General features: G+C 43.1%; 13 protein-coding genes and 1 other RNA gene. 13 read left to right on the forward strand and 1 reads right to left on the reverse strand.

Annotated features, from left to right (window positions below; translation table 11 throughout):
• The first annotated feature begins 51 nt into the window (after positions 1-51).
• The 9 genes from eno (at position 52) to ACWA2B_RS18935 (ending at position 10,538) form a co-directional block, all read left to right on the forward strand.
• Positions 52-1,338: a phosphopyruvate hydratase gene (gene eno / locus ACWA2B_RS18895; protein ID WP_013308266.1), complete on the forward strand. Its 1,287-nt coding sequence runs from the start codon at positions 52-54 to the stop codon at positions 1,336-1,338.
• A gap of 341 nt (positions 1,339-1,679) precedes the next feature.
• A complete protein-coding gene (secG, locus tag ACWA2B_RS18900) occupies positions 1,680-1,913 on the forward strand; it encodes a preprotein translocase subunit SecG (protein ID WP_013308268.1) in 234 nt (77 codons plus the stop codon).
• A gap of 196 nt (positions 1,914-2,109) precedes the next feature.
• Positions 2,110-4,725 (forward strand): ribonuclease R, encoded by a 2,616-nt coding sequence (gene rnr / locus ACWA2B_RS18905; RefSeq protein WP_449292499.1) that lies wholly within the window; start codon positions 2,110-2,112, stop codon positions 4,723-4,725.
• A gap of 283 nt (positions 4,726-5,008) precedes the next feature.
• Positions 5,009-5,488, forward strand: coding sequence for an SsrA-binding protein SmpB (gene smpB / locus ACWA2B_RS18910; RefSeq protein ID WP_013308270.1), 480 nt, complete (start codon positions 5,009-5,011; stop codon positions 5,486-5,488).
• Positions 5,489-5,738: 250 nt separating this feature from the next.
• Positions 5,739-6,103, forward strand: a transfer-messenger RNA (tmRNA) gene (ssrA, locus tag ACWA2B_RS18915).
• Positions 6,104-6,395: 292 nt separating this feature from the next.
• On the forward strand, positions 6,396-8,483 hold the full coding sequence (locus tag ACWA2B_RS18920; protein ID WP_449292500.1) for a carboxypeptidase regulatory-like domain-containing protein: 2,088 nt from the start codon (positions 6,396-6,398) through the stop codon (positions 8,481-8,483).
• A gap of 344 nt (positions 8,484-8,827) precedes the next feature.
• A complete protein-coding gene (locus tag ACWA2B_RS18925; protein WP_449292501.1) occupies positions 8,828-9,055 on the forward strand; it encodes a DUF896 domain-containing protein in 228 nt (75 codons plus the stop codon).
• 67 nt (positions 9,056-9,122) lie between these two features.
• Positions 9,123-9,521 carry a DoxX family protein gene (locus tag ACWA2B_RS18930; protein WP_029516933.1) on the forward strand — a complete coding sequence of 133 codons (399 nt, stop codon included), beginning with the start codon at positions 9,123-9,125 and terminating at the stop codon, positions 9,519-9,521.
• 66 nt (positions 9,522-9,587) lie between these two features.
• Positions 9,588-10,538 (forward strand): ring-cleaving dioxygenase, encoded by a 951-nt coding sequence (locus ACWA2B_RS18935; RefSeq protein ID WP_449292502.1) that lies wholly within the window; start codon positions 9,588-9,590, stop codon positions 10,536-10,538.
• A 118-nt stretch (positions 10,539-10,656) separates the two neighbouring features.
• Here ACWA2B_RS18935 and ACWA2B_RS18940 read toward each other — a convergent pair whose 3' ends face one another.
• Entirely contained in the window at positions 10,657-11,808 is a 1,152-nt protein-coding gene (locus ACWA2B_RS18940) for a glycosyltransferase (protein ID WP_449292503.1), read from the reverse strand.
• A gap of 352 nt (positions 11,809-12,160) precedes the next feature.
• On the opposite strand from ACWA2B_RS18940, the gene ACWA2B_RS18945 reads away from it, so the two are divergent.
• The 4 genes from ACWA2B_RS18945 to ACWA2B_RS18960 all read left to right on the forward strand — a co-directional run bounded on the left by ACWA2B_RS18945 (position 12,161) and on the right by ACWA2B_RS18960 (position 17,528).
• Positions 12,161-12,883 (forward strand): GntR family transcriptional regulator, encoded by a 723-nt coding sequence (locus ACWA2B_RS18945; RefSeq protein ID WP_023986502.1) that lies wholly within the window; start codon positions 12,161-12,163, stop codon positions 12,881-12,883.
• Between the two features lie 294 nt (positions 12,884-13,177).
• On the forward strand, positions 13,178-15,568 hold the full coding sequence (locus ACWA2B_RS18950; protein WP_185156370.1) for a phosphoketolase family protein: 2,391 nt from the start codon (positions 13,178-13,180) through the stop codon (positions 15,566-15,568).
• 273 nt (positions 15,569-15,841) lie between these two features.
• Entirely contained in the window at positions 15,842-16,684 is an 843-nt protein-coding gene (locus ACWA2B_RS18955) for an aldo/keto reductase (protein WP_340884011.1), read from the forward strand.
• A 184-nt stretch (positions 16,685-16,868) separates the two neighbouring features.
• Positions 16,869-17,528, forward strand: a complete 660-nt coding sequence (locus ACWA2B_RS18960; protein WP_449292504.1) for a PspA/IM30 family protein — start codon at positions 16,869-16,871, stop codon at positions 17,526-17,528.
• Positions 17,529-17,550: the final 22 nt, after the last annotated feature.

Below are 17,550 nucleotides of genomic sequence, written 5' to 3' on the forward strand. Positions count from 1 at the left end.
AAGTATAGGCTTGACCAATAAATCATGATTCACAAAGGAGATTAAGTACAAATGACTATTATTTCTGACGTGTACGCTCGCGAAGTCCTCGACTCCCGTGGTAACCCTACGGTTGAAGTTGAAGTATATCTGGAATCCGGTGCTATCGGTAGTGCTATCGTTCCTTCCGGTGCCTCCACAGGCGCTCACGAAGCTGTAGAACTTCGTGATAACGACAAATCCCGTTACCTGGGTAAAGGCGTTCTGCAAGCTGTTAAAAACGTGAACGAAATTATTGCTCCTGAAGTAATCGGCTTGGATGCTGTGAACCAAGTAGAAATCGACACGCTGATGATCAAATTGGATGGTACACATAACAAAGGTAAATTGGGTGCAAACGCAATTCTGGCAGTATCCATGGCTGTAGCTCGCGCTGCTGCTGAAGCTCTGGGCTTGCCACTGTACACTTACCTAGGCGGATTCAATGCTAAACAATTGCCAGTACCAATGATGAACATCGTTAACGGTGGCGCTCATGCCGACAATAACGTTGACGTACAAGAGTTCATGGTTCTGCCTGTAGGCGCTCCTACATTTAAAGAAGCTCTGCGTGTAGGCGCAGAAATCTTCCACAACCTGAAATCCGTACTGAACTCCAAAGGTTTGAACACAGCTGTTGGTGATGAAGGTGGTTTTGCTCCTAACTTCAAATCTAACGAAGAAGCTCTGTCCACTATTATCGAAGCGATCGAAAAAGCTGGTTACAAACCAGGTGTTGACGTATTCCTCGGTATGGACGTTGCTTCCACTGAGTTCTTCAAAGATGGAAAATATACTTTGGAAGGCGAAGGCAAATCCTTCACTTCTGCTGAGTTCGTTGACCTGCTTGCTTCTTGGGTTGATAAATACCCAATCATCACTATTGAAGATGGTTGCTCCGAAGATGACTGGGAAGGTTGGAAATTGCTCACTGAAAAATTGGGCAACAAAATCCAATTGGTTGGTGACGACCTGTTCGTAACAAACACAGAGCGTCTGGCTAAAGGTATCGATGAAAACATCGGTAACTCCATCCTGATCAAAGTAAACCAAATCGGTACGCTGACTGAAACATTCGATGCTATCGAATTGGCTAAACGTGCAGGATACACAGCTGTTATCTCTCACCGTTCCGGTGAATCCGAAGACAGCACAATCGCTGATATCGCTGTTGCAACAAATGCAGGCCAAATTAAAACAGGTGCTCCTTCCCGTACTGACCGTATTGCGAAGTACAACCAATTGCTCCGCATTGAGGATCAACTGGGTGAACTGGCTCAATACCACGGCCTGAAATCTTTCTACAACCTGAAAAAATAATATTGCGCAAAAATGCTGATGGCGTCTCTTGACTCATGGTTTATGATCACGAAGTCTGAACGCTCAAAGCTTTTACGCATGAATAAAACAGGCCTACTCGCCACCGCGAGCAGGTCTGTTTTTTGTTATTATGGATGTGTATGAGAATTTATAACTTTGCAAAGGCTTAATGGCTGAGTGACTTGCTATAGCTGTTGTTATCTACTGGAAGCTGTGGTAGAATAAAAATAGTGTTTTGCGTTAATTTCCGGCTATTTATAACATGATATGTACATGTTTTCATAAAAGAGGCTGTGTTGTTTTGCAAAACAGATGTATAAGCTCAGGAGGTGGGATTTTTCATGGAAATCTTTTTGAAAGTGCTGCTCGTTGTGTTCTCGATTGCTGTTATTGCGGTTGTTTTACTGCAAAAGGGGAAAAGCGCAGGTTTGTCCGGTGCCATCTCTGGCGGTGCTGAGCATCTGTTCGGCAAGACAAAAGCTCGCGGTATGGATTTGATTTTACAACGCGCAACTGCTGTTTTGGGTGCGGGTTTCATGATCGTTTCTGTTTTAGTTGCATTTTTTGCAAAATAAGATAAATATGTACCTTAAGCCTTCGTTTCGCGGGAAACGGGGGCTTTTTTTAGATTTTGGACAGGCAGGGATGCCGTCGATTAAATTCGTGTATACTAGGGTATGAGTATATTAAGAGCCTTGTATCAGGAGCAAGGAACAAGGACATGCGGATTTTATTACTGAAAATTAAAGGTCACCCGAGGTGGACAATATTATGATAACAGAGCAACAACTACTCGATTTTATGCGCGAGACCGCATACAAACCCATGACTTACCAGGAGCTGGAGCAGCATTTTGATATTAAGGATGCCGAAGATTTCCGTGAATTTCTTAAGCTTTTGAATGCCTTGGAGGAAGAGGGGAAAATTCTGCTGACCCGCACAAACCGCTATGGCGTGCCGGAACGGATGGATTTGCAGCGTGGGCGTTTGCAGGCTCATGCCAAGGGATTTGCTTTTTTGATTCCAGAGGACCGGGAGCACCCGGATGTATATATTCATGCTAACGACTTGAAGAGTGCGATGAATGGAGATACGGTACTGGTAAGAGTGACGTCGAAGGGACCTGCGGGTGGCCGATTAGAAGGCGAAGTTGTGCGGATCGTGAAGCGCGCAGTGCTTCAAGTAGTAGGCGTGTTTCAGAGCCACGAAGCATACGGTTTTGTTTTGCCGGATGATAAGCGCATTAACCGGGATATTTTCATTCCAAAGGATAGCTTCAACGGAGCTGTGAACGGGCAAAAGGTCGTTGTGCGCATTGTGAGCTATCCAGAAGGACGAGCTGCGGCGGAAGGCGAAGTGTTGGAGGTTTTGGGTCATAAGGATGATCCAGGCGTTGACATTTTGTCCGTTATTCGCAAGCATCAGCTTCCGGAAGCTTTTCCAGATGAAGTGACAGAGGAAGCCGAGAATGCTCCCGACGCGATTACGGAAGAAGAGATTGTACGTCAGGGACGGCGCGATCTGCGTGATAAGATCATTGTTACCATTGATGGTGAGGATGCCAAAGACCTGGATGATGCTGTCAATGTAGAGCGCTTGCCGAACGGAAACTACCGTCTGGGCGTTCATATTGCCGACGTAGGGTATTATGTGCATGAGAACTCCAAGCTGGATCAGGAGGCATATAACCGCGGTTGTAGCGTGTATTTGGTTGACCGTGTCATTCCTATGCTTCCACATCGACTTTCGAACGGAATATGTTCTTTGAATCCACAGGTGGATCGACTGACTTTATCCTGTGAGATGGAATTCAATGAGCATATGAAGGTTGTAAAGCATGATATTTTCACCAGTGTGATTAAAACGAAGGAACGGATGACGTACACTAACGTTCGCAAAATCCTCGAAGAGGAAGATGCTGAACTGATGGAACGGTACAAGGATCTCGTGGAAGTATTCGGCACGATGAAGGAATTGGCATTGAAGCTGCGTGCTAATCGAATGCGCCGAGGCGCGGTTGATTTTGACTTTGATGAAGCCAAAGTAATTGTGGATGATGAAGGCAAGGCCGTCGATATTGTGAAGAGGGATCGTACGATAGCTGAACAAATTATTGAAGAGTTTATGTTGGCGGCCAATGAAACGGTAGCCGAACATTTCCATTGGCTCAAAGTACCTTTCTTGTACCGGATTCATGAGGACCCAGATCCAGAGAAGCTGCAAAACTTTATGGCCTTCGCAGCTAATTTTGGACACCAGATCAAAGGTAGAGGGAATTCCATTCATCCGCGTGCACTGCAAACGTTGCTGGAAGACATTCAGGGTACGAAGGAGCAAACCGTGCTTAGCACGATGATGCTGCGTTCGATGAAGCAGGCAAAGTATGATGCGGAGTCGACAGGTCATTTTGGACTAGCAGCGGAATATTACTCTCATTTTACATCGCCGATTCGTCGTTACCCTGACTTGGTGATTCACCGTGTCATTCGTGAGGTATTGGAGAATGGCGGGGCTTTAACAGCCGAACGTCAGGAATATTTGACTGCACGTATGCCTGATATTGCGCAGCAATCTTCCGAGCGTGAGCGTGTAGCTGTGGATGCAGAGCGTGATACAGAGCAGATGAAAAAGGCTGAGTACATGCTGGATAAGGTCGGCGAGGAATTCGAGGGAATCATCAGCAGTGTAACCAGCTTCGGAATGTTCATTGAGCTCGACAATACAGTGGAGGGTCTGACGCGTCTGAGTGCGCTTACGGACGACTATTATCATTTTGACGAGCAGCATATGGCGTTGATCGGCGAACGCACCTCCAAGGTGTTCCGCATTGGAGATGAGGTTAAGGTTCGGGTCGCGCGTGTAAATATGGAAGATTACACAATTGACTTTGAACTTGTCGATATGAAGCAACGGCAACGCCGTGAACGGACTGGCGGTACAGGACAGGGCGGAGGCTTTGCGCGTGGCGAGAGCCGTGGTAAAGGCAAAGGCCGAGAAGGGCGTGACCGCAAGGGCGGCAAGGATAAGACTGGCAAAGAGGGTAAAGGCAGTCGTGATGTTACCGGGAAGCCAAAAGAGGCTGGCGCAGGTAACGGAGGCATTAGCACCGCAGGCCGTTCAGGGCGCGGCGGTGGGAACGGGGCAGGAGCTGGTTCAGCTAGCAGCTTCGGCTTTGGCAGTGGCAAGGGCGGGTATAACTCGCCAGCATCCGGGGCAAGCAAGCGACGGAAGAAGACGTCTGCCAGCGGTATTTTCATCGGCGGAGCAGCTACACCAGGAAGTGATGCCAGACCAAACGGTGAAGGCGCAGCACGACGCAAACGGAAGAATAAGGGCGGAAGTGGCGCCAATAGCACCGCTGGCTTTGTGCGGAAAAAGAAGAAGTAGGTGGCTATACTTGCTTGCTAGAAGGCAGGAGTCTTCTTTCGTGGCAGGGGATGAAACTAATCATGCGACTTAGGTATAAAGGCGGTTTCTGTCTGCAGTAACGGATAGAAGCCGCCTTGTTTTAAGTGTGATGTTAGTGTTAGTTAGAAATGTAGAAGGCTTGACCCTTCTTGCTTTTACCATCTGAAATTTGTTACAATATATTTCTAGGTGGCTCTTTGTAGCCAGATTTTGATGCCTGGATTTCAAGAGTGAATTACGTTATTCATAAGGAGTGGTATTCATGGGTAAGAAGGCAGACGGGAAAGTGCTCGCCCAGAACAAAAAAGCTTCCCATGACTATTTTATTGAGGACACCTACGAGGCGGGCATGGTATTAACGGGAACGGAAATTAAGTCTCTGCGAAATGGTCGTTCCAATATAAGTGATGCATTTGCTACGATCCGTAATGGCGAAATTCATATTCACAATATGCATATCAGTCCTTTTGAGCAAGGTAATCGTAATAATCCTACCGATCCGACGCGTACGCGTAAGCTGCTGTTGCATAAAGAGCAGATTCGCAAGCTTATCGGTCTGTCCAAACAGGAAGGTTACACGATTGTTCCGTTAAAGATTTATGTTCGCAATGGTTATGCCAAGCTTTTGCTCGGACTGGGTAGAGGTAAAAAGCAGTATGATAAACGTGATGCTGCCGCTAAACGCGATGCACAACGTGATATCCAACGCGCTTTGCGCGAGAAGCAGAAAATTGCGAGATAAGTTATTGTATTATTAGTTATGGTACAAATTACGTGGAAAAGTTACTTGTTCCTCTAATGGTGCTATTTTATAAGGCTTAAATGGCTTCATTTCGTTTCGTAATGACCTGTAATATGGTATACTAACGAAGTAGTCAGTTTTAAAGCTTTTAACTTTGTTCGAGTGTTGAATCTTAGGATTCAGCTTTTGATATTATGCATGCTTATGCTCCGGTATTTCCGGATTTATCCGTGGAGCCCTTTTATAATAAGGGGGCGTTTATGGATTCGACGGGGATAGTTCGAGCATGGGTAGCGGGTAGTGGGGACGCGTCCGCTTCATCAACGCTAAAGCCTATTAAACGGCAAACAACAAAACAACTACGCTTTCGCAGCCTAAGAAACTGTGTGCGTGCTTCTACTCTGCATCGCCCATGTGACAGGGATAGGGGCTAACAAATAGTGGGATACGCTGTCTCATCTCCGCCTGCGGTGAGCTGAAGAAGATAATCAGGCTGACCCAACGTATAGCCGGTTACGGGGCGATACTCGGGTGACATCAAAACTGTGACTACACCCGTAGAAGCTTATGTGTCGTTATCTTCGGACAGGGGTTCGACTCCCCTCGCCTCCATACGTAGTATCAGTAACGGACACCATTCGGTGTCCGTTTTTTCTCGTGGACTCGAAAAGGGAGGACCACTTCGGCTCGATGGCTTCTATTTTCTCTGCCATCGAATACGATAGATTCAGATATAAGGTGATATAGCTAGGACGACAAAATATTTTGACAGAATATTTATCGTGTGGGAATATTGGGGTATCTGATTTTGTAGTGAAGAGGTGTTGCCATTACCGACTAAGTAGTAGTAACCGTTAAATTAATTCATAACTGAGTTGCACAATCTACTAAAAGGGGTCTGAGAGAGATGTCTAACCTGTTTGAAAAATTTAGATTGATAACCATGGTACTTTTAATGTTATTTATGATGACTTCTAATAACTCAGGTTTTGTCTATGCTTCGTCCAACGAAATATCTGCATCTAATCCTTCACATCAGTTCATTAATGTTGCAGCTGACTCCCTCAGGTCATATGCAGTTAAATCAGACGGAACTGTATGGAGTTGGGGATCAGGGTTGAACGAAAGAGGCGAGTTGGTTGGTTACCCTAACTTTGTTGAAATTCCAGTGAAGATTCCAAATGTGAGTGAAATAACGAAAGTTGTTGGTGGGATGAATAGTTTTCAGCTTGCCTTGAAATCAGACGGAACTGTATGGTCCTGGGGATATAACAGCGAAGGTCAGCTAGGCGACGGAACAAATACTTACAGATCGAAACCTGTAATGATACATAATCTACATGATGTAATTTCTATATCAGCTGGAAGTCATCATTCACTGGCTTTAAAATCAGATGGAACAGTATGGACTTGGGGCTATAACGCATATGGAATTTTGGGGGATGGATCTTATGTTGATCAATATACTCCAGTTCAAGTGAAAAATTTGTCAAATGTCATTTCTATCACAGGTAGTTATGAAAAATCAAAAGCTGTCAAATCAGATGGGACTGTGTGGGAGTGGGGATACTTAGTTAATGGTTCAAATTATCAGACCACACCAACACAAATTTTAGGAATAGAAAATGTAAAAGCACTCGCTAATATTTCTACATTAGCTACACTGGCACTTAAAGCGGATGGGACTGTCTGGGTTTGGGATGACTATAGATCAACTCCTACACAAGTTGAAAATCTAGATAACATTGTAGCTATATCAAATGGAATGGCATTGAAGTCAGATGGGAAAGTTGTATTAATTAAAGAAGACATATTCACTAATCAAATTGAAGTAACTCCAGTTGAATTAACAGATGTCACTCAAATATCTAAAACATACGCCCAATACCCCGGTCATCAACTAGCAATAAAAAAAGATGGATCGGTCTGGGCTTGGGGCGGCAACGATTATGGACAGTTAGGTGATGGTACACTTGATGATAAGCTCATACCAGTTGAGGTGAATTTCCCTGGTGATGAACTTGTCCACAGTGTTACAGGTTCCGTATACGGTATTGAGGGTATGCCAGTGGAGTATGCTACCGTAACAGCTAGCACGTATAACCAATCTTGGACGGTGACTACGGATGTGTATGGGAAATACACACTATTACTTCCTTCAGAAATTTATACATTAAGCGTTTATGCAGATGGCTATGTAGATAATTCAAAATCAAATGTAAGTGTGACTTCAAGTGCGTATGATACATTTGATTTTAACTTGGTGGGGTATGGTGGATTTGTTAAATTAGTATTTAAAGATACTGATGGCAAAGCATTAATAAATCCAATGATATCTATAAAAAGAATGGATAATAGCACCGTCTACTCAGGAGTAATTTATGGGAAAGACGAATGGGTTTATCCTTTAGGTGTTGGGACATATAACGTTACAATTGGTGAAGTCACTCGTCTTGTTGATGTTGAACTAAATAAATTATACATTTTTGACCCAATGAACTCTAAAGCTGGAAGTGTAATAAAAGGTAAGGTGAGTGGAGTTGATGGCTATCCAGTGGAGCAAGCTACGGTAATTGCTAGTACGTACAATCAATTATGGACAGCTACGACCGATGTATATGGGGAATATACTCTCTCGGTTCCTTCCGGAAAATATACGTTGAATGCCTTTGCCAATGGGTATATTAAAAGTTCCAAATCAGATGTGAGTGTTACTTCTAGTGTTTATGAAACAGCTGATTTTAACCTGGTTGGCTACGGTGGATTTGTTAAATTCGTATTCAAAGATGCTGAGGGTAAACCCTTGTCAAATCCATATCTGTCCATAAGAAGAGCAGACAATACCTTTACCTACTCGGGAATCGTCTATGGAAAAGATGAGTGGATATATCCACTAAGTGTTGGAGAATATGATATCACGATTGGTGAAGTTACTCGACGCATTAATGTAAAGCTTAATGAACTATTAATACTTAATCCAGCTGACCCAAATTAAGCCGGTTACGGGGCGATACTCGGGTGACATCAAAACTGTGACTACACCCGTAGAAGCTTATGTGTCGTTATCTTCGGACAGGGGTTCGACTCCCCTCGCCTCCATTTGAGTAAGACAAGAAAGCCATCAGCCCGTGATTCTGGTTGGTGGCTTTTTATTATGGCTCTAGTAATTGAGTTGAAAGGTTTTACACAACTTGTAGCTTAAAGGTGTCTCTAAGTGTTCTGGCTGCTTTTCTTTTCGAAAAAGTATTGACACGGATAGAAAAGTATTATATCTTTATATCAAGATAAATAAATTAAAGATAAAAGTGATCATAAAATTTTGAATAGGGAGGTATATACATGATCACCATTTTAGAAAGAATTAATCAGCTTGCAAAAAAAGCAAAAGAAGTTGGGTTAACTGAAGTTGAAAAAACGGAACAAACGGATCTTCGTAAAGAATACCTTCAAATCTTTCGGGGCTCTGTACAAAGCATTCTCTTGAATGCTACGATCTATGATCCGAATGGAGATGATGTTACTCCTGAAAAACTTAGAAAAGAACAGGCACGAATCGCTAAACAATAGATTTAATTTTATCTAATATCTCTAATTTAATAATCTCTAAATAAATATAATATGGAGAGTGATTTTTATGTTGGCAAGTGGATTGTTATTGATACGTTTGGTGGTTGGATTGTTATTGGTGGGGCATGGAGCGCAGAAGCTTTTTGGGTGGTTTGGAGGCTATGGTCCAAAGGGTACGGGCGGTTGGATGGAATCGATTGGCATTAAGCCCGGGGTGTTCATGGCAGTGGCTGCTGGGTTGATGGAATTGTTGGGAGGAGCTCTATTTGCTGTAGGATTGCTCACTCCACTGGCTGCATTGTTGATTACGGCGACTATGCTCGGAGCAATTTTCAAAGTACATGGCCAAAACGGGATCTGGGCAACAGCTAATGGCTATGAATATCCGCTAGTTCTTATTGCAGTCGTAATCGGTATTGCGTTGACAGGAGCAGGTTCATATTCCATTGATGCAATACTTAGATAAAACATGATGTTTAGGTCGTTTCAACAACAAAAAATAAAGGTTCCTACGATTAAAGGAGGGTTTCATATGCCACTTCAAACTACAGGTATCCATCATATTACTGCTTTTGCCGGTAATCCGCAGGAAAATGTCGACTTCTATGCCGGCGTCCTGGGACTTCGGTTAGTGAAGAAAACGATCAACTTTGATGCTCCTGAGGTTTACCACTTGTACTTTGGCAACGATGCAGGGAGTCCTGGAACGATCATTACTTTTTTTCCTGCACCAGGAACTCCCAAAGGGCGAATCGGAGGTGGTCAGGTGGGCATAACCTCGTATGTGGTACCCCCAGGTTCACTTGATTTTTGGCAGCATCGTTTGCAAAGCTTTGATATTCAAGTTACGAAAACGAGCCGTTTTTCTGAACAATATCTTCAATTTGAGGATAATGAGGGCTTACGTCTTGAGCTTGTTGAACGTGAAGAGGGAGCGAATAGTACTTGGTCTTACGGTGGCATTTCAGCCGATAAAGCAATTAAGGGGTTTGGAGGTGCCGTGCTATTTAGTGTCAATCCACAGAGAACGATGGATGCATTGGAGAGCATACTCGGATTTACGAAAATCGCTGAAGACGCCGAATATGCGCGTTATCAGTCCGTAGGAGAAATCGGCAACATCGTGGATGTCCCACTCGCCAAAATAGGTCTAGGCTTTGGTGGAGCAGGCACGGTACATCACATTGCATGGCGTGCAAAAGACTTCGAACAACATGAAGAATGGAGAAGCGCAGTCCAGCATTATGGCTATCAGCCGACTCCAATCATAGACCGCCAATATTTTAATGCTATATATTTCAGAGAAGCGGGCGGCATCCTATTTGAAATTGCTACAGATCCACCGGGATTTGCTAACGATGAACCTGCTGAATCTATGGGGCAGAAATTAATGCTACCAGAGTGGTATGAACCGCAACGGGCTCAAATCGAGGCGAATCTGCATCCTATTAAAGTGAGAACATTAACGGAAAAACAAAAGTAAGAAAAAGTTGCATATGACTCTTCCATAAGACAGCTTGCCGAGTTTGGCCTGCTCTCAGATGGAGGAGTCTTTTTATTACGGGAAAGATTCATGTGTCTCGGGACCTTCCGGCCTCTTGCTATTCCACCAGCTTTTCAGACTTCACTAGCATTTCTCGTAATACGTGAGCGACTCGACTTTTCCGGTTCGCTGCTTTCTTTTTTATCAAGTGTAATGATTTTTTGTATGCATGAGTATGGCTTTGATCGTAGAACTGCTTGGCTGCAATGCGTAGTGTTCTTCTTAATAACAGTGCTGATGAGCGTGTTAACCTAGAGCGGAATCCCCTGCGCAATACCCGCAATGTATTTTTGTAGGTCTCAAAATCCTCGGATGGAGGGATAAGGGCAAATAAATTTAACGAGGAGTCATTGAAACCGTAGGTTTCATACATGATCCTCAGATTTTCCGTATTTAAGACGTTTCCTCTGAGATAGGTTGGATGTTCCTGATGATACCCGACCACCTTTTTGATGCAATAAAAAGGGATCTTCAAGCGATGCAGTCTATAGCCAAGGTCCCAGTCTTCGAGTCCATAGAGCACAAACCGTTCATTGAAACCTCCAATACGAATCAAGTGACTGCGTCTGATGGCTACACAACGAGTAACCAGCAGCATCCAGGGGGCTACGTCCGTTGAGGTAAATTGTTTTTGCGTATTGGGAGGAACTCTTGTGGGACTAACTACTTTAGACAGTGCACCCGTTTGGTGAAGGATATCTTCTGGGGTTATGATCGGAGTAATTTCGTTTGCTGCTTCATAGTCAGCATTCCATAAGTTGGACTGCGTAAGTATGTTGCGACATTGTTCTTTTTCTTCAGGAGAAAAGTCAGGGTAATAATGGGTAAAAGCATCGTCCCACGAGTGAGGAATGCCTGAAAGCACGGACTTGGGATATTTACGGTGATAACGGCTCACGATCCTAATAAATTCCGGTAATACTACAAAGTCAGCGTCGCAGAAGATGATGTATAGCCCTCTTGCACGGCGCAGTCCCAAATTTCGAACGGCAGATCGACCGCGTTGTTCCTGATGTGACACATAGATAAGAGGATAGGATGCTTTGAAGTCTTCGACCATTTCTCTCGTTCCGTCTGTAGAACCGTCATCAGCTACAATGACTTCGAATAGTTGCTTTGGATAGGTTTGTGTCTCAAATGAAGCGAGTGTAAGCAACAATTGCTGGACTCGATTATAGGTTGGAATGATGACGCTGTAGCGGATAGCCAATATGATCTCCCCCCCACCATTTTTATTAGTGAACGTATGAACAAGATAAATAATAACAATGTATTCAAGGATTTTAGCCTGGTCTAGTCAAACATCCCTCAAGGTTCGAAACAGGCTTGGTCTTATCGCGGAAGTTAAGGTGGGAGTTCTGTATTTTCTGCTAATTTGCAGGTACGTTCAGTGGTGTTATGTATGTATAATCATGGTATTATGCATAGAGATGTAAAGTAAAAGCGCGGGCGTTTCCTATCCGCTGAAAGCCCACTCAGCATACAGAAACAAACATGAGATGAAATGGGCAAGTTATGGTAAACTATATGGAGTTATAGAAGACCTGAAAGAGGAGTACTATATGACACAATTTGTCTATAAGCAAATTATTGACGATCTCAAGATGAAAATCTTTGCTGGAAAGTTTGCAGATATGAGATTGCCAGATGAACGTAGTCTTAGTGAGACTTACCAGGTTAGTCGTAGTTCAATTAAACGTGCTCTGACTAAAATGGAGAATGTCGGAATTATTTTTAAAAAACAAGGTTCCGGGACATTTATTAATCCATTATACATAAGAAATGAATCTATCTTTAACTACGAAGGCTCTAATCTAGGAGTCACTGATAATTTTCAAATGCATGGTAAAAAGCCAAAAATCAAAGTACTGAGTTTTGAGGTCATTCCGCCAACAGAAGAATTACAGCGCGATTTGTTCTTGGAGACTCATGATTTTGTATACAAAATTGTCCGCTTACGTTTGTTTGATGATGATCCTTTTATGATTGAAACGGGCTATATTCCCATTAAAATTGTCCAGAATTTAAATCAGACAATTATCGAGGGGTCCATTTTTAATTATTTGGAGGACTCGCGGAACTTGGCCGTCACCAAATCTTTTTTATCCATTTTTGCAGAACCGTCTCAAGAGAATGATCAAAAGCTGCTACATTTAAATGAAAATGAGCCTGTAGGTATTATGGAAGGTGTGTTCTTTTTAGATAACGGTACGCCATTTGAGTTTTCTCATATGCGATTTCATTACAAATATTTAAAATTTAATACCTTTGTATCGGTTCACTAATGATAAGACTGGAGAATTCTCCGGTCTTTTTTTTATAATTTTGAGAAAAGGATTGGAGCCTGCGATTGCAACGTTTATTACAAATTTTATTGGTTTATACTTCTATATATTTTAATGTAAGAGCTTTTTTACTGTCTTTTTAATTTATATTTCATAGTATGTTCAAAATTTCACAAAATTGGACCGTATCACTTGTGAAAAAGGTTGAATTTAATCGGCGCGGCGTTATGATGTACATGTAGATGAAATTTCCGGAAATAAATTACAAACAATACTACTTAGGGAGTGGACACCATGTCATTATCACCCGTGTTAGCAGATTATTCATCTAAAACATATTTAGAAAAACTTGATGCATATTGGCGTGCAACGAACTACATTTCGGTAGGTCAGCTTTATTTAAAAGATAATCCTTTGTTGAGAGAGCCTTTAAAAGATTCAGATGTGAAGGTTAAGCCTATTGGACACTGGGGCACAATTCCAGGACAAAACTTTATTTATGCACATCTAAATCGTGTTATTAATAAATATGATTTGAACATGCTTTACATTGAGGGCCCTGGTCACGGCGGTCAGGTTATGGTTTCAAATTCATATCTGGATGGAAGTTACACCGAAATCTATCCGCAAATTACGCAAGATATCCCAGGTATGAAGAAATTGTTCAAACAATTCTCTTTCCCTGGCGGTATTGCTTCACATGCTGCTCCTGAAACACCTGGATCTATCCATGAAGGTGGAGAATTAGGCTACTCCCTTTCTCATGGTGTAGGTGCCATTCTGGATAATCCTGATCTGATTTCGGCTGTTGTTATTGGTGATGGCGAAGCTGAAACGGGTCCATTAGCCGCTTCGTGGTTCTCTAACAGATTTATCAACCCGATCACGGATGGTGCAGTGCTGCCAATCTTGCACTTGAATGGCTTTAAGATTAGTAACCCAACGATTATGTCTCGTCAATCGAAAGAAGAATTGACCTCATACTTTAAAGGTTTGGGCTGGGAGCCATTCTTTGTTGAAGGTGAAAATCCGGATCACATGCATCCAGAAATGGCGAAAGTATTGGATACGGCCATCGAGAAAATTGAAGCTATTCAAAAGAATGCGCGTGAAAATAATGATCTTACTCGTCCAGCGTGGCCGATGATTGTATTCCGTTCACCTAAAGGCTGGACGGGTCCAAAGGAATGGGACAACGTGCCGAATACAAATTCATTCCGTGCCCATCAGGTTCCAATTCCGGTTGATCAAAAAAATATGCAGCACGCACCTGCTTTGTTAGAATGGTTGAATAGCTACAGACCAGAGGAATTGTTCGACGAAAACGGTCGTTTAAACTCTGAGCTTGCTGAAATTCTGCCCACAGGCGATAAACGTATGGGAATGAACCCTGTTGCGAATGCGGGGAACCTCATTAAAGACTTGAAATTGCCGGATTTCCGTAACTATGCGCTGGATAATTCCGTACCTGGTAAAGTGATTGCGCAAGATATGTCGGTTTTAGGGAAATACGTTAAAGATGTGGTTGTCTTAAATGAACAAAATCGTAATTTCAGAATCTTCGGACCGGATGAAACAATGTCTAATCGCTTGGCTCCTGTTTTTGAAGTAACCAAACGCCAATGGATGGACCAAATTATTGAACCTAATGATGAATTCTTATCATCCTATGGTCGTGTAATTGATTCTCAATTATCCGAACACCAAGCTGAAGGACTGCTGGAAGGTTATGTGTTAACAGGTCGTCATGGTTTCTTTGCAAGTTACGAAGCCTTCCTGCGCGTGGTTGACTCGATGATCACCCAGCACTTTAAGTGGCTGCGTAAAGCAACGGATCAAGGATGGCGTGCAGATATCCCATCATTGAATGTCGTAGCAACTTCAACAGTGTTCCAACAGGATCATAATGGGTATACACACCAAGATCCAGGTTTGTTGGGTCATTTGGCTGATAAAAAACCGGAATTTATTCGGGAGTATCTGCCAGCGGATGCCAATTCCTTGTTGGCTGTTTTCGACACCATTTTAAACGACCGTCAAAAGATCAATTTGATTGTTTCGTCCAAACACCCACGTCCACAATGGTTTACTGCTGATGAAGCGAAGGAATTGGTGGATAAAGGGTTGAAGATCATTGACTGGGCAAGTACAGATCAAGGTGGAGAACCTGATCTTGTCATTGCTTCTGCTGGTACAGAGCCAACGATTGAAAGTTTAGCTGCGATTTCCATTTTGCATGAAAAACTGCCTGAATTGAAGATTCGGTACATCAACGTGGTAGATTTGCTGAAACTGAGAAGTCAAAAACTAGACCCGCGTGGATTATCTGACGCCGAGTTTGATCACTTTTTCACAAAGGATAAACCAGTAGTTTTCGCTTTCCATGGTTACGAGGGTCTGATCAAAGATCTGTTCTTTGATCGTCACAATCATAACTTGCATGTACATGGTTACCGTGAGAACGGCGATATTACGACACCATTTGATATGCGTGTATTGAATCAAATGGATCGTTTTGACTTAGTGAAGGAAGCTGTTCTCAACTTACCTGACGCTGGGAAGTACACCAACATTGTGGATGAAATGGATGCTACGGTTAAGAAACATCATCAATTCATTCGCGAAGAGGGCATTGACTTGCCAGAGGTAGAGAACTGGGTATGGAAAGGCTTGACCTTGAAATAAAAATTAAGACGCTTCAACTTTGTGTTGGACAACCAAGCAATTCAGCATGAAGTGGAATATATGATTTGGTAGCGGTATACGAGTGCCTGACTCCTTGAATTCAAGTATGATTTCAACGGGGATCAGGCACTTTTTGATGTAGCATACAGAGAATTTAATAGGAAAGTCACGAACTGGTGGGTAATAAGTATAGGAGGAACCGAGTCATTTGCTGTATTTTTCTGAGCATTAAAGGTGCTGCGGTATAAGAGAATAGTAAAGGAGGCTGTTAATATGAACGATCCAATTCCGGAGAAGGTATTGAATGATGGCACTAAGGTGCCCGTGATTGGATTTGGGACTGCTGGATTGAAGGGTGCAGATGGAGTCAAGGCAATTACCAGCGCGATTGATGCAGGTTACCGTCTGATCGACACAGCGTTCAACTATGAAAATGAGGGTGCTGTCGGGAAAGCGGTCCAGCAGAGCTCTGTGCCCAGAGAAGAATTGTTGATTTGCTCCAAACTACCAGGTCGCCGACATGCTTACCAAGAAGCCATTGTAACGATCGAAGAGTCATTATATAGAGGAGGTCTGGACTATTATGATCTGTACCTAATCCATTGGCCGAATCCCCAAATTGATCGATATGTTGAAGCCTGGCAGGCGTTAATTGAGGCGAAGAAAAGGGGCTATATCCGTTCCATTGGGGTGTGCAATTTCTTGCCCGAGCATAATGAACGTTTAATTCGGGAAACAGGTGTCACGCCGAGCTTAAATCAAGTTGAATTGCACCCATTATTTAATCAGGAACATCAGCGTGCAAAAGATGCTGAACAGGGCATCGTGACGGAATCGTGGAGCCCCTTGGGTCGTGGTCACAGTATGCTGGAGAATGAAGAGATTGGGAAAATTGCTGCTGCTCATGGTAAAACGAATACACAAGCGATTTTACGTTGGCATATCCAACTTGGAGCAATCCCGATCCCGAAGGCCTCTTCTTTGAAACACCAAACGGAGAATTTGGATATTTTTGATTTTGAGTTGTCTCCAGAGGAAATGAACATGATTTCGGCATTTAGCAGTGAGGATGGACGGATCTGGGGGCAGGACCCCAAGTCCTATGAAGAACTATAATCAGGAACAATAAAATAAAGGGGTTCAAAAATCTGTCGCGGGTTTTTGGACCCTTTGCTTTTATCATAAAACGAACACACATCCGAAAGTGATCAGTGGGTCAGTATATAGAGCTATAATGAACATTTTTTACCGGATTTGATGTATGATATGGTGGGATGTAGTCCTTTCGAAGGAGGTCATCATGGGAATTTTGTCGAGGTTTAGGGATATTATGAAAGTGAATGTTAACGCCTTAATGGATAAGGTGGGAGATCCAGAGAAAACCATTGACGATTATATGCGAAATTTGAACAGTGATCTAGGCAAGGTGAAAGCGGAGACGGTATCAGTATTGGCTGATGAGAGAAGGGCGAAAAGAGCACTGGATGAATGCAAAGCCGAGATCAAAAAGCTCCAGTATTATGCCAGTAAGTCTGTGGAAGCTGGTAATGAAGAGGAAGCTCGAAAGTTTCTGGAGAGGAAGGGTTTGCAAACGGAGAAATTGGAACAATTACAAACGTCCTATGACTTAGCTTCAGTAAACGCCGTGAATATGAAACAAATGCAGGAGAAGTTAGTGTCCGATATGGGGCAGCTAGAAGCGCGTAGCGCTGAACTTAAAGGGAAGCTGGCGGTTGCCAAAGCACAGCAAACCTTGAATTCTATAGGCAACGGGAATTCTGCTTTTGAGGTTATGGAAGAGCAGGTGAACAGAGCGTATGATGAAGCGATGGCTATAGCCGAGCTTCGGGCAGGAACGAAGGACGACCTGGATGCTTTATTTGCACAATACAAGAAGAGTACGAATACAGAAGATGAATTGGCTGCAATCAAAGAAAAAATCAACCCTAAGGAATCATAACAGTATCTACATGAAGAGGTGA

It is taken from the genome of Paenibacillus sp. CMM36, assembly GCF_053570945.1.

Coding starts and splice junctions, on each gene's coding strand:
- ACWA2B_RS18945 (WP_023986502.1), top strand. CDS start 12,161: ATGACACAATTTGTCTATAAGCAAATTATTGACGATCTCAAGATGAAA.
- ACWA2B_RS18950 (WP_185156370.1), top strand. CDS start 13,178: ATGTCATTATCACCCGTGTTAGCAGATTATTCATCTAAAACATATTTA.
- eno (WP_013308266.1), top strand. CDS start 52: ATGACTATTATTTCTGACGTGTACGCTCGCGAAGTCCTCGACTCCCGT.
- secG (WP_013308268.1), top strand. CDS start 1,680: ATGGAAATCTTTTTGAAAGTGCTGCTCGTTGTGTTCTCGATTGCTGTT.
- ACWA2B_RS18935 (WP_449292502.1), top strand. CDS start 9,588: ATGCCACTTCAAACTACAGGTATCCATCATATTACTGCTTTTGCCGGT.
- ACWA2B_RS18960 (WP_449292504.1), top strand. CDS start 16,869: ATGGGAATTTTGTCGAGGTTTAGGGATATTATGAAAGTGAATGTTAAC.
- ACWA2B_RS18925 (WP_449292501.1), top strand. CDS start 8,828: ATGATCACCATTTTAGAAAGAATTAATCAGCTTGCAAAAAAAGCAAAA.
- smpB (WP_013308270.1), top strand. CDS start 5,009: ATGGGTAAGAAGGCAGACGGGAAAGTGCTCGCCCAGAACAAAAAAGCT.
- ACWA2B_RS18955 (WP_340884011.1), top strand. CDS start 15,842: ATGAACGATCCAATTCCGGAGAAGGTATTGAATGATGGCACTAAGGTG.
- ACWA2B_RS18930 (WP_029516933.1), top strand. CDS start 9,123: ATGTTGGCAAGTGGATTGTTATTGATACGTTTGGTGGTTGGATTGTTA.
- rnr (WP_449292499.1), top strand. CDS start 2,110: ATGATAACAGAGCAACAACTACTCGATTTTATGCGCGAGACCGCATAC.
- ACWA2B_RS18920 (WP_449292500.1), top strand. CDS start 6,396: ATGTCTAACCTGTTTGAAAAATTTAGATTGATAACCATGGTACTTTTA.